The sequence below is a fragment of the Ruminococcus sp. AF20-12LB genome (assembly GCF_003478985.1).
Taxonomy (GTDB): Bacteria; Bacillota; Clostridia; order Lachnospirales; family Lachnospiraceae; genus Blautia_A.
Map to the genome: position 1 here is coordinate 74908 of NZ_QUGH01000002.1, position 13420 is coordinate 88327.

The window sequence follows — 13420 nt, forward strand, 5'->3', positions numbered from 1 at the left end:
AAATGACGGATCAGGAATATATGCTTCGGGCGATCCAGCTGGCAAAAAAAGGAGAAGGCTGGACGAATCCCAATCCGATGGTAGGGGCAGTGATCGTAAAAGACGGAAGGATCATCGGGGAAGGCTATCATAAAAAGTATGGAGAACTTCATGCGGAACGTAATGCAATTGCTTCTCTCACAGAATCAGCAGAAGGTGCGGTGATTTATGTTACGCTGGAGCCTTGCTGTCATCATGGAAAAACACCTCCATGTACGGAAGCGATCATTGAACAGAAGATCAGAAAAGTGGTGATCGGTTCCCGGGATCCGAATCCGAAAGTGGCAGGAAAAGGCGTGCAGATGTTAAGGGAAGCCGGTGTAACAGTAGTTGAAGATTTTATGAGAGAAGAATGTGATCAGCTGAATCCAGTGTTTTTCCATTATATTACTACGAAGACTCCTTATGTGGTGATGAAGTATGCCATGACACTGGATGGGAAGATCGCAACGAAGACAGGAGCATCAAAATGGATTACCGGAGAAGCGGCAAGAAAAGAAGTACAGCATATGCGGCATCAGTACATGGGGATCATGGCAGGTATTGGAACTGTGCTTGCAGATGATCCGATGTTAAACGTCCGGGTAGAAGGCTGGAAAAGTCCTGTCAGGATTGTGTGCGACAGTAAGCTCAGAATCCCGCCGGACAGTCAGATCGTAAAAAGTGCGGAAAAGTACCGGACGATCGTGGCTTATGCAGATCAGAAAAATACAGAAGAAAAAATAAAAATATTACATACCATGGGAGTTGAGACCATTTACTGTCCCGATGAAAAGAATCAGATAGACCTTAAGAAGCTGATGGCAGATCTTGGAAACAGAGGTATTGACAGCATCCTCCTGGAGGGAGGCGGTACGTTAAATGACAGTGCCCTGCGAGCCGGAATTGTAAAGGAAGTACAGGCTTTTGTGGCACCAAAGCTGTTTGGCGGGGTGGCCGGGAAGACACCGGTAGAAGGTATCGGAGTTGAATTCCCGTCTGATGCAGTGGAACTGAAATATACAGATATCTGCCAGATCGGTGAGGATATTCGGATAAGATGTCAGGTGTGTGAGAAAAAACAGGAGGAATCATGTTTACAGGAATCGTAGAGGAGAAAGGAAAAGTCCGTTATATACAGCTGACAGGAGAATCAGGAATCCTGGCAGTGAAAGCCAGGAAGGTCCTGGAAGGGACAAGGATCGGTGACAGCATTGCCGTAAATGGTGTGTGTCTGACAGTCACGTCGATCCAGCCGGATGGATTTACTGCCGATGTGATGGCAGAGACGATCAGAAGAAGCAGTCTTGGCAGCTGTAAAGCCGGAAGCCAGGTAAACCTGGAACGTGCAATGGCTGCAGATGGCAGGTTCGGGGGACACATAGTAAGCGGCCATATTGATGGGACTGGCGTGATACGTTCCATGCTCCGGGAAGAAAATGCCATCTGGGTATCAATTGGGACGTCGCCGCAGATCTTGCATCTGATCGTGGAAAAAGGATCTGTCTGTATTGATGGGATCAGCCTGACAGTTGCAAGGGTTGATGAAGCTGGTTTTCAGGTGTCGGTCATTCCACATACAGGAGAAGAAACCACCCTTTTGGAAAAGATGCCGGGGGATCTGGTTAATCTGGAAAATGATGTGATCGGAAAATATGTAGAAAAACTGCTTGGCATCAGAAAAAATGAAGAAGAGAAAAAAGAATCCGGAATTACGATGAAGTTTCTTGAAGAATTCGGGTTTTAGAACAGGAGGATATACACTATGTCACAAAATTATCAGTACAACACAATTGAAGAGGCACTTAGGGATCTTAAGGAAGGAAAAATAGTTCTGGTCACAGATGATCCGGACAGAGAAAATGAGGGAGACCTGATATGTGCGGCAGAGTTTGCAACCCGGGAAAATATTAATTTCATGGCGACTTATGCAAAGGGGCTTATCTGTACACCGATGAGTGCGGAAATTGCGGCGAGATTGAACTTTCCGCCGATGGTTGCTGAGAACACGGACAATCACAGTACAGCATTTACCGTGGCAGTGGATCACGCAGATACAACCACCGGTATCTCTGCGGCAGAGCGCTCCTATACCATTATGAAGTGCGTGGATGATCAGTCAAAACCGGAGGATTTCAGAAGACCGGGACATGTATTTCCACTTATTTCCAGAAAAGGCGGGGTTCTGGTACGGAATGGCCATACGGAGGCAACAACAGATCTTATGAGACTTGCCGGACTGAAGGAATGCGGCGTGTGCTGTGAAGTTATGAAAGAAGATGGAACTATGATGCGTACATCACAGCTATGGGAAATGGCAAAAGAGCATAACCTTACATTTATTACGATCCGTGATCTGCAGGATTATATAAGAATACATGAAAAGCATGTAAAGGAGGAAGCAGCTGCAAACCTCCCAACGCAGTACGGTGATTTTAAAATGTATGGTTATATCAATGACATTACAGGAGAGCATCATCTGGCACTGGTAAAAGGTGATCTGGGAGATGGTGAAGATGTGCTTTGCCGGGTACATTCGGAGTGCCTGACAGGAGATGCATTCGGATCACTCAGATGTGACTGCGGCCTGCAGCTGCAGACAGCGATGCGCCAGGTAGAGGCGGAAGGCAGAGGGATCATTCTGTATATGAGACAGGAAGGCAGAGGAATCGGGCTGATCAATAAGATCAAAGCCTATGCGCTTCAGGAACAGGGATACGATACCGTGGAGGCTAATGTGAAGTTAGGGTTTGCACCGGATCTCAGAGAGTACTGGGTTGGGGCACAGATACTGTCAGACCTTGGTGTGAAATCATTAAGATTACTGACAAATAATCCGGATAAAGTTTATGGACTTGGTGAATTTGGTCTGAAGATCAATGAGAGAGTACCTCTGGAGATTCCGGTACAAAAGTATGACCGGAAGTATATGAAAACGAAGCAGGAAAAGATGGGTCATATTTTTAAAGAAATAAATTTATAAAAAAACAGCAAATATCAGGAGGAAGAAAAAATGAGACAGATCAATTTAGTAGAAGGAAAAGTAGTAGCACCGGAGGGAATGAAGGTTGGTATCGTGGCAGCGAGATTTAATGAGATCATTGTGAATAAATTATTGGGAGGGGCAGTCGACGGACTGGTAAGACATGGAGTAGAAGAGGAGAATATTACTGCAGCATGGGTGCCGGGAGCATTTGAGATCCCGCTTACAGCACAGAAAATGGCACAGTCAGGAAAATATGATGCAGTTATCTGCGTGGGAGCTGTCATCCGTGGAGATACTTCACATTATGATCTGGTGTGCAATGAATCTGCCAAGGGGATCGCACAGGTTGAACTTGCAACAGGGATCCCGGTCTTATTCGGAGTGATCACGACTGAGAATATCGAGCAGGCTATTGCGCGTGCAGGAAGCAAAGCAGGAAATAAAGGCTATGACTGTGCATTATCTGCGATCGAAATGGTCAATCTGATGAAGCAGCTCTAAAAGACAGGAAAATAAATGATGACAAAAACGATCATATTCGACTATGATGGAACGATCCATCATACCCTTGGAATCTATGAACCGGCATTTCGTGAAACCTATCAGTGGCTGACAGAACAGAAGGCTGCAGAAGAACGGGAGATAGGCTCGGCGGAAATTGCCGGCTGGCTGGGATTTAACAGTAAGGAGATGTGGAATACATTTTTGCCGGAGCTGGATCAGAGCTATAAAGAGCAGGCAAGCAGGATGGTAGGAGAACTGATGGTCAGACAGATCAGGAAGCATAAGGCAGTGTGGTATCCGGGAGCAGAGGAGATGCTTACAGCTTTGAAGAACCGGGGATATCATCTTGTGATCTTAAGTAACTGTAAGGCTTCATATCGTGAGGCGCACTGGAAGGAATTTGGGATGGAACGATGGTTCGATCATTTTTATGACTGTGAATCATATGGATTCCGTCCAAAGACAGAAATTGTGCAGGAAATTATCCGGGAATATACAGGCCCTTATCTGGTGGTCGGAGACAGGAGGCAGGATCTGGAATGTGCCAGAGCCTGCAAAAGCCCATTTATAGGATGTCTGTATGGATATGGTGAGAAAGGGGAGCTGAACGGAGCAGATCATCTTGCAGAGCATATAGAGGAAATACCACAGTTGGTGATACGAGGATGAGTTCAGCTTTATCTGAAAACAGAAGCTGTACACTGACAGAAGGCATAGGACTGACGGGAACGGCATAAATATTATAAAAATCCGAAGGATCCTGAAATATGATTTCCCTCAGTCTATGTATGATCGTAAAAAATGAAGAAGCAGTTCTTGAGAGGATTTTAAAGCCGGTTTCTCAGGTGATGGATGCGATTCTGATCGCAGATACCGGTTCTTCAGACAGAACAAAAGAGATCGCGGAGCAGTATACGTCGCAGGTGTTTGATTTTCCCTGGTGTGACGATTTTTCTGCTCCGCGTAATTTCCTTCTGGAAAAAGTCAGCACCGATTATTGGATGTGGCTGGATGCGGATGATGTCCTGGATGAAGAAAATCTGGAAAGACTGAGGAGTCTTAAAGAAACCCTGGATCCTGGAACAGATGTTGTAATGATGGAATATGCGGCAGGCTTTGACCAGAGTGGGAGAACAACATTTTCTTATTTTCGGGAGCGGATAATGAAAACATCCAGAAATTTCAGATGGAATGGGGCAGTTCATGAAACCGTGATTCCGGAGGGAAATATCATCTATTCAGATGTGGTGATCCAGCATCGGAAATGTGGAAAAAGTGATCCGGACCGTAATCTTCGTATTTATGAAAAAATGCTGGCAGGAGGAGAAACGCTGGAACCCAGACATCAGCTTTATTATGGGAGAGAACTGTATTATCATCAGCGGTATCCGGAGACAGAGGCTGTGCTGGTGGAGTTCCTGAAAAATCCGTCCGGATGGCTGGAAAATAAGATCGATGCCTGTTTTGTACTTGGACAGTGCTACCGGAAAATGGGAGAGAAAAAGTCCGCACTGGAAGCTTTTCTGTACAGTCTGACTATGGATGTGCCGAGGGCGGAAATCTGCTGTGAGGTCGGAAAGATTTTTTTGGAAAGAGAGCTGCCCAGACAGGCTGCCTACTGGTACGGGCAGGCACTTACTGTGCCGTCAGATAAGAAAAAAGGTGGATTTTTTATGGCTGAGTGTCATGGATTTGTGCCATATATGCAGCTTTGCGTTTGTTATGATAAGATGGAATGTCCGGAGCAGGCATTCTTTTTTCATAAGAAAGCGATGGAACAGAAGCCGGAAGATCCGGGAGTATTGTACGACCAGAAATATTTCCGGGAAAAATATGGTCTGACATAAAAGGAAAGAAAAGATATCTTTATTATATTTTCCTGGCAGGGTACAGGCTTGCGGGGATCCTATGCACAGGTAAAAGCTGTTGTCATATACTGTAGGGAAAGTTATTTTCCTATGAGGTGATCGAGGAATGCTGTTCAGGCATCGAAAACGTAAGGAAATGGAAATGCAGCAGGACAGTCATGAGGATTTGTCTTGTATGTCCTGTTATGGAAATCATAGTTCCTGTGGATGTGACAGGTGTGGAACAAGAGGCTGCCCGGGCCCTGTGGGACCTACAGGACCAACCGGTCCAAGAGGCTGTCCGGGAGTTCCGGGTCCTATGGGCCCTCAGGGACCGCAGGGAGAACCGGGAATACAGGGATATACGGGAGCCACCGGTCCGGCAGGTGCAACAGGTCCGGCAGGAGTAATGGGCCCAGCGGGAGCCACTGGTCCGACGGGAGCAACAGGAGCTACCGGTCCGGCGGGAGCTACCGGTCCGGCGGGAGCAACAGGTCCGACGGGAGCAACAGGTCCGACGGGAGCAACAGGAGCTACCGGTCCGGCGGGAGTCATCGGTCCGGCAGGTGCAACAGGTCCGACGGGAGCAACAGGAGCCACCGGTCCAGCGGGAATAGCGGGTGCAACAGGTCCGGCAGGTGCAATCGGAGCCACCGGTCCAACAGGAGCAGCCGGAGCCACCGGCCCAACAGGAGCAGCCGGAGCCACCGGCCCTGCCGGAACAGTAACCCCGGCAGCTGCTGTTGGAAATGCAACAACAGTAGATGATATCGTGGAGGATTTTAATGCACTTCTTGCAAACCTTCGTGATGCAGGACTCTTGGAAAGATAGTGAAATGATAAACACATGTTACTGTGCGGCTGCGTATTTTATGCAGCCGCTGCATATTCTTCATAAAAATATTTCATTGTAGCTTTCCGACGAAAGGTGCTATAATATTTTTATGTAAGTATGAACATGGGGGATGAAATCGTGAAAAAAAACAAGTATGAGATCGATATGTGTAATGGGTCGATCATGGACAAGTTGATTTCGTTTTCACTGCCGCTGATGCTGTCCGGTATCCTGCAGCTGATGTTCAATGCAGTGGATATCGTGGTAGTGGGACGTTTCAGCGGAAGTGAGGCACTGGCGGCAGTAGGCTCCACTACCGCACTGATCAATGTGTTTACCAACCTTTTTATCGGAATTTCTCTTGGTGCCAATGTGCTGGCAGCCAGATTTTATGCTGCCGGTAAGGATGACGAAATGTCAGAAACAGTACATACATCGATCCTGCTGGCTTTGATCAGCGGGATCATCATGGCATTTCTGGGAGTGATCTTTGCCAGAATCTGCCTGGAGCTGATGGATACGCCGGAGGATGTGATCGATCTTTCTACTCTTTATATGCGTATCTATTTTCTGGGAATGCCGTTTTTTATGCTATATAACTATGGCGCAGCAATTCTGCGTGCAGTGGGAGATACCAAGCGACCACTGGTCTTTCTGATCATTTCCGGCTGTGCCAATGCGCTTCTGAATCTGTTTTTTGTGATCGTTTGTCATTTAAGTGTGGCAGGTGTTGGAATCGGAACTGTGATTTCTCAGTTGATCTCCTGTATCCTTGTTCTCCGATGTCTGTGTCAGACAGAGGGAAGCTATCAGCTGCGTTTTTCGAAGCTGTCCATAAAGCCGGAATATCTGAAACAGATATTCCAGGTAGGACTTCCGGCAGGAATCCAGAGTACGGTGATCAATTTTTCCAATGTGCTGCTCCAGTCCTCCGTAAACTCTTTTGGCTCCATTGCAATGGCAGGATATACGGCAGCAAACAATATCTTCGGATTTCTGTATGTGTCTGTAAATTCAGTTACCCAGGCTTGCATGAGCTTTACCAGTCAGAATTATGGTGTGCGAAAACCGAAACGTATGGACCGGGTGCTTGTTGACTGTATGATCCTGTCCTTTGCCGTATCCTTTGCCATGGGCTGTGGTGCATACTTTTTCGGTCCGCAGCTCCTGAAGATCTATACGGAAGACCCTAAGGTTATCCAATGCGGAATGGAGATTCTTGCCTATACCACAGTTACCTATTTCCTCTGCGGCCAGATGGATCTGTTTCCGGGAGCACTGCGCGGAATGGGCCGCTCCGGTGTCCCCATGATCCTGTCGATCATTGGAACCGTCGGGCTCCGGATCGTATGGATATTCGGAATTTTCCCGGCACACAGATCATTGAAGGTACTGTTTATTTCCTACCCGGCATCCTGGATCTTTACGATCGTTATGCAGGTGATCTGTTTTTGGTTTGTAAGACGGAAGGTGCATAGCCAGCTTTCACGAGAAACTGCATAATAAAATTAATACGTAGAATATCAGAGAAAGCGGACATAGTTCCGCTTTTCTGCATTTACGGGGAAAATAAAATAAGCTGGCTCGGCGTTTGCTCCTGGACAGCAGACAATGCTTACAGTCTGGAAATTGAGTTTATAACGTTAATGTTTACCGGTAATGTCCCGCGAGGTGTTTTTTGTGAGCGAAGGTCATAGAAAACCCGAGACATACCGCACGAATTTATGCGATCAGTATAAATTCTGTGCATCGCGAAGGGTGTTACTGAGAATGGAGTGAATAGTAATTTCATAACCTGAGATTATATTAAGTATCAAAAATATACATTTTAATTATACGATGTTTTGTGTTAGAATATAGGACGAATAGGGCAGCAGAGGAATGACTGCCTTGAAATGGATAACGATCAGAAAGGAACTTGTTTTATGGATAAGGGAACAATTTTTAAATTTCATAATGACCTTGATACCGATCAGATCATTGCATCCCAGTATCTGCTTCTGCCGAATCTGGATGAAATGAAGGGCCACACATTTGAATCACTGGATCCAGATTTTTCCAAAAAGGTTAAACCGGGAGATTTTGTAGTTGGGGGAGAGAACTTCGGATGCGGATCCTCCAGAGAGCAGGCACCGGGTGTTCTTAAAGCACTTGGAGTAAAGGCAGTTATTGCGAAATCTTTTGCCCGTATTTTTTTCCGCAATGCCATTAATATCGGACTTCCGGCAATTGTCTGTAAGGATCTCCCGGATGCCGTGAAGACAGGAGATACCATGGAACTTCATATGTCCGAGGGAACTGCTGTTGCCAATGGCAAGACTTATTCCTGCACAAAACTGCCGGAATACATGCAGAATATACTGAATCAGGGCGGCCTTATCGCTTCTCTGAACCGTGAGGAGGAATAAGAGATGGGAATGACGATCGCAGAAAAAATCATCGCGGCAGCGGCTGGAGTGGACAATGTAAAACCCGGAGATATCTATACAGTTTCACTGGATCATCTGATGAGTAATGACGGAACCACACATCTGACTGTTGATATGTACAACAATAAATTAAAAAATCCTCATATTGCAGACACAAAGAAGCTGGTATTTATCGTAGACCATAACGTACCGTCTGACAGCCCGAAAACAGCGGCATCCCAGAAAAAGATGAGAGATTTTGCAAGAGATAATAATATTGATTTCTGGGAGGGAAAGGGTGTCTGCCACCAGATCATGATCGAGAATTATGTCCGTCCGGGACAGCTGATCTTCGGTGCTGACAGCCATACCTGTTCCTACGGAGCACTTGGTGCTTTCGGTACCGGTGTAGGATGCACAGATTTCCTTTACGGAATGGTAACCGGAACCTCCTGGGTCATGGTTCCGGAAACCGTAAAATTTAACCTGACAGGGAAGCTTCCTGAGGGTGTTTACGCAAGAGATCTGATTCTTACCATTATCGGTGAGATCGGGGCAAACGGCTGCAACTATCAGGCAATGGAGTTTACAGGTGAAGGCGCCAGAACATTAAGCATCAGCGACCGTATGGCGCTTTGCAACATGGCTGTCGAGGCTGGTGCGAAGACAGGAATCTTTGAGGCTGATGATAAAGCTCTGGAATATCTGAAAGAGCATGGACGTGAGCCAAAAGCGGTATATCACAGCGATCCGGATGCCGTTTACGCAAGAGAGTATACCTTTGATCTTTCAAAAGTACGTCCGGTTGTAGCGAAACCAGACTTTGTTGACAATGTGGTTCCGGCTGAGGAAACCTGCGGCATCAAGATTAACGAAGCGTTCCTTGGCTCCTGCAATAATGGCCGTATTGAAGACCTCCGTGTAGGCGCAGAGGTGATCAAAGGCAAAAAAGTTGCAGAGGGAGTTCGTTTCCTGGTTGTTCCTGCAAGCCAGACCATCTATCGTCAGGCATTAAAGGAGGGGCTTATCGATATTTTCATGGAAGCAGGAGCTATTGTTATGAACCCGAATTGCAGTGTATGCTGGGGAAGCTGCCAGGGTGTTATCGGCGAGAATGAGGTCCTGATCAGCACAGGAACCCGTAATTTCAAGGGACGTGCAGGACATCCGAGCTCCAAGGTTTACCTGGGATCTGCGGCGACTGTTACTGCATCTGCCGTTGCAGGCGAGATCGCGACTGCTGACAGAGTATAAGAGTTTCAGAAAAGATTTAAACAATATATTCAGAAATTATCAGAGGATAATCCGTTTCGGCGTGGGTTCTTATAACAGGGCAGACAGAAAACATTTGCCTGATGATACGGAACGGAATAAACAGGAGATATACATATGGAAGCATTTACAGGAAAAGTGTGGGTACTTGGTGATGATATTGATACGGATATCATTATCCCGACGGAGTACCTTGCACTGAAAACCATTGATGATATGAAACAGTACGGATTCAGCCCCCTTCGTCCGGAGTTGGCCGGACAGATTCAAAAGGGAGACATTATTGTAGCAGGAAAAAACTTCGGCTGCGGATCCTCCAGAGAGCAGGCACCGGAGATCATCAAGGCACTGGGCGTGCAGTGTGTCATTGCGAAATCTTTTGCCCGGATCTTTTTCCGCAACTCCATTAACAACGGCCTTCTTCTTATTGAGCAGCCGGATCTTCATGACAATGTAAAAGAAGGAGATCAGGTTACAGTAGTAATGAATGAGCATGTAGATCACAATGGAAAACAGTACCCGATCGCTTCTCTTCCGGAGAATCTGATGGATATCATCCAGGCTGGCGGACTGGTAAAGGCCATGCGTAAGCTAAACGGCCTGGACTAAAAAACGGAGAGGAGAGAAATAATGGGCGAGACGATCATTGAAAAAATTATCAGACATAATACAGGCAAGGCAGTAAAGCCTGGCGATATCGTGACGGTCAATGTGGACCGGGTGATGATCCATGATATCTTTATTCCGTTTGTAGCGGAAAAATTTGAGGAGATGGGCTTTCAGAAGCTGTGGGATCCGGACAAGGTTGTTCTGATCTATGACCATCTTGTACCGGCAAGTCAGCAGGATGATACCAGACATTTCCATGTGGGAGATGCTTTTGCAGCTAAATACGGCATGAAAAACGTACACAGAAGTGACGGTATCTGTCATCAGCTTATGACTGAGGCAGGTTATGTTAAACCTGGCAATATTGTATTTGGTACAGATAGCCATACAACGACTTATGGATGTGTCGGTGCGTTTTCTTCTGGTATCGGTTACACAGAGATGGCCAGCATCCTGGGAACAGGAACCATGTGGATCAAGGTTCCGGAAACCATAAAGGTTGTGATCGACGGAGAACTTCCGGAGAATGTCATGTCCAAGGATATCATCCTCCGCCTGATCGGTGACCTTCGTGCAGATGGAGCTACTTACCGTGCCCTGGAATTTTCCGGAAGCACCATTGAAAATATGTCTGTGGCAAGCCGTATGACTATGGCGAATATGGCAATTGAGGCCGGTGCGAAATGTGCACTTTTCACGCCGGATGAGAAGACAGCTGCTTACTGCAACGTAGAGCTTGATGATTATCAGAAGAGTCTTGTGGGAGATGCGGATGCTGTATACATGAAGACCATAACTTATAAGGCAGAGGATTTTGTGCCGGTAATGGCATGTCCGTCTCAGGTGGACAAGATTCGTGATGTCAGTGAGCTTCAGGGCGAGACCATCGACCAGGTATTCATCGGTTCCTGTACCAACGGACGTCTGGAGGATCTTATGGCGGCAGCAGAGGTGCTGAAGGGCAAAAAGGTTGCAGACTTTGTAAAGCTGATCGTGACTCCTGCCAGCCGCAAAATTTACCGTCAGGCTATTGAGCTTGGCATTCTGGATACTCTTGCGGAAGCAGGGGCTATCATTACGCATCCGGGCTGCGGACTTTGCTGCGGAAGAACCGGCGGAATCCTGACAGACGGTGAGAAGGTTGTGGCAACCAACAATCGTAACTTCCTGGGACGTATGGGAACTTCCAAGGTTCAGATCTATCTGGCATCTCCGAAAACAGCAGCAGCCTGTGCCGTTGCAGGCAAGATCGTAATGCCGGAATAAGAAGCAGAAGATCCCGAGAGAAATACTGCTGCCAGAAAAAGATAAAGAAACGTATGAAAAAGACAGATTTTCGCAGAGGCGTCAGTCTGTCTTTTTTTACCGGATCAGAAGGGTCCTGGATAAGTTATTTTTACAGAAAATGGGATTTATTGTATTATAATAACACTATTGTGACGACACAACATATACTACATAAGACTCGAGGGATAAGGGTATGGAGAAAAGATCAATCATCAGTAAAAAGACACTGAAGATCATACTTGGGATCTGCATTGCCGCAGCGATTCTTGCAGTGGCAGGGTTATTTGTCTATACATACTTGGCAGATCACAATACGCTGGGACGGAAGATTTCCATATGGGGAGTGGATGTTTCCGGACTGGATGCAAAGCAGGCAGAAGAAAAGATCACTGCGGAATTTGCAGATCGTCCGGTATCCTTTCAGGAAAACGATCAGGAAGTTTACAGTACTACTTTGAAAGAGCTGGGCTACAGTCTCAATGAAGAAGCCCTTCTGAGTAAGCTTACAGAAATTCAGAAACAGCGGGAAGAGCGCAGGAAGCTTTTTCCAAAGGAAGAAAATATAGAACCGGAATGTCAGATCGAGGAAGATGAGGAGCAGGAAAAGCAGGCTCTTGATCTTTCAAATTTCGGTATGGAAGATAGAAAAGCTTCTGTTGATGCAGCTATTCAGTACGATAAGGAGAAAAAAGAATTCACCCTTGTGAAGCAGGTACAGGGGACGGAGATCGATCCGGATAAGCTGGAGACTACTGTGGATATAAATCTGAACGCAGCATTTGATACGGCTCTTCTTGGAGATATCATTACAGTACCGATCAACAAGCATGTGTATGTAAGTCCGGCTGTCACTGCAACAGAGGATATGAAAAATAAGGTTACAGACCTGAACAGCCAGCTGAAGAAATACCGCAGCAGTACAGTAACTTATACATTCGGAAGTGAAACGGCTGTTCTGGATTCCGATACGATCACATCCTGGCTGAAGGCTGAAGGGGAGACGTTGACTTTGGATGAAGAAGCCATTAAAGCCTACATCAGTGAGCTTGCCAACAAATACAATACCATTTATGTTCCCCGCACCTTTCATACATCTGCGGGAACTGATGTGACCATTGAGGGAAATGAGTACGGCTACCGGATCGATCAGGACGGAGAATATGCTCAGCTTCTGGAAGACCTGAAAAGCGGTACTGCTGTAACGAGAGAGCCTGTTTACAGCAAAAAAGGATATCAGAGAAACGGAACAGACGATCTGGCAGGCAGTTACATAGAGGTCAGTCTGGATGCACAGCATTTGTGGCTGTATAAGGACGGAAGCCTTGTGACGGAAACAGACATTGTCAGCGGTAAGCCGGTGAAGGGACGTGAAACATATCGTGGTGCATGGCCGATCGCCTACAAGGCGAGTCCCTTTAACCTTACCAGCAATGAATATGGTTACGATGTAAAGGTTAATTACTGGATGCCTTTTGTCTACGGGCAGGGACTTCATGATGCGTCCTGGCAGTCATCCTTTGGCGGGAGCCGTTATAAAACCAACGGAAGCCACGGCTGCATCAATTTGCCTAAGGATCAGGCAGCACTGATCTATAACATCATTGATGCAGGTTATCCGATCATTATTTACTGATATGAGCAAAAAAGCTTCGGA

At 46.5% G+C, this 13420-nt stretch carries 13 protein-coding genes; all 13 read left to right on the top strand.

Translation table 11 applies throughout. The features are described from left to right. The first annotated feature begins 2 nt into the window (after positions 1-2). The 13 genes from ribD (at position 3) to DWX61_RS03105 (ending at position 13399) form a co-directional block, all read left to right on the top strand. Positions 3-1130 (top strand): bifunctional diaminohydroxyphosphoribosylaminopyrimidine deaminase/5-amino-6-(5-phosphoribosylamino)uracil reductase RibD, encoded by a 1128-nt coding sequence (ribD, locus tag DWX61_RS03045; RefSeq protein ID WP_118515665.1) that lies wholly within the window; start codon positions 3-5, stop codon positions 1128-1130. Beyond that, positions 1112-1765, top strand: coding sequence for a riboflavin synthase (gene ribE, locus DWX61_RS03050; RefSeq protein WP_118623725.1), 654 nt, complete (start codon positions 1112-1114; stop codon positions 1763-1765). Before ribD ends, ribE begins: the two co-directional genes overlap by 19 nt. A gap of 18 nt (positions 1766-1783) precedes the next feature. Next, entirely contained in the window at positions 1784-3001 is a 1218-nt protein-coding gene (locus DWX61_RS03055) for a bifunctional 3,4-dihydroxy-2-butanone-4-phosphate synthase/GTP cyclohydrolase II (RefSeq protein WP_118515669.1), read from the top strand. 39 nt (positions 3002-3040) lie between these two features. After that, positions 3041-3505: a 6,7-dimethyl-8-ribityllumazine synthase gene (gene ribH / locus DWX61_RS03060; RefSeq protein ID WP_436286269.1), complete on the top strand. Its 465-nt coding sequence runs from the start codon at positions 3041-3043 to the stop codon at positions 3503-3505. A 15-nt stretch (positions 3506-3520) separates the two neighbouring features. After that, positions 3521-4177 (top strand): HAD family hydrolase, encoded by a 657-nt coding sequence (locus DWX61_RS03065; RefSeq protein ID WP_118623727.1) that lies wholly within the window; start codon positions 3521-3523, stop codon positions 4175-4177. 119 nt (positions 4178-4296) lie between these two features. Continuing rightward, complete coding sequence (locus DWX61_RS03070) at positions 4297-5355, top strand: tetratricopeptide repeat-containing glycosyltransferase family 2 protein (RefSeq protein WP_330612679.1); 1059 nt, start codon at positions 4297-4299, stop codon at positions 5353-5355. Positions 5356-5482: 127 nt separating this feature from the next. Further along, entirely contained in the window at positions 5483-6187 is a 705-nt protein-coding gene (locus DWX61_RS03075) for a collagen-like domain-containing protein (RefSeq protein WP_207664983.1), read from the top strand. Positions 6188-6328: 141 nt separating this feature from the next. Further along, positions 6329-7693: an MATE family efflux transporter gene (locus tag DWX61_RS03080; protein ID WP_330612678.1), complete on the top strand. Its 1365-nt coding sequence runs from the start codon at positions 6329-6331 to the stop codon at positions 7691-7693. A gap of 422 nt (positions 7694-8115) precedes the next feature. Further along, on the top strand, positions 8116-8598 hold the full coding sequence (locus DWX61_RS03085) for a LeuD/DmdB family oxidoreductase small subunit (RefSeq protein ID WP_118515706.1): 483 nt from the start codon (positions 8116-8118) through the stop codon (positions 8596-8598). 3 nt (positions 8599-8601) lie between these two features. Further along, positions 8602-9852: a 3-isopropylmalate dehydratase large subunit gene (locus DWX61_RS03090; protein WP_118623733.1), complete on the top strand. Its 1251-nt coding sequence runs from the start codon at positions 8602-8604 to the stop codon at positions 9850-9852. A gap of 135 nt (positions 9853-9987) precedes the next feature. Further along, a complete protein-coding gene (locus DWX61_RS03095) occupies positions 9988-10479 on the top strand; it encodes a LeuD/DmdB family oxidoreductase small subunit (protein ID WP_118515681.1) in 492 nt (163 codons plus the stop codon). 21 nt (positions 10480-10500) lie between these two features. Next, positions 10501-11745 carry a 3-isopropylmalate dehydratase large subunit gene (locus DWX61_RS03100; RefSeq protein WP_118515683.1) on the top strand — a complete coding sequence of 415 codons (1245 nt, stop codon included), beginning with the start codon at positions 10501-10503 and terminating at the stop codon, positions 11743-11745. Between the two features lie 214 nt (positions 11746-11959). Next, the gene (locus DWX61_RS03105; protein ID WP_118623735.1) at positions 11960-13399 is read left to right on the top strand and encodes a L,D-transpeptidase family protein; all 1440 of its coding nucleotides are present in this window, start codon (positions 11960-11962) and stop codon (positions 13397-13399) included. The last annotated feature ends 21 nt before the right edge of the window (positions 13400-13420 follow it).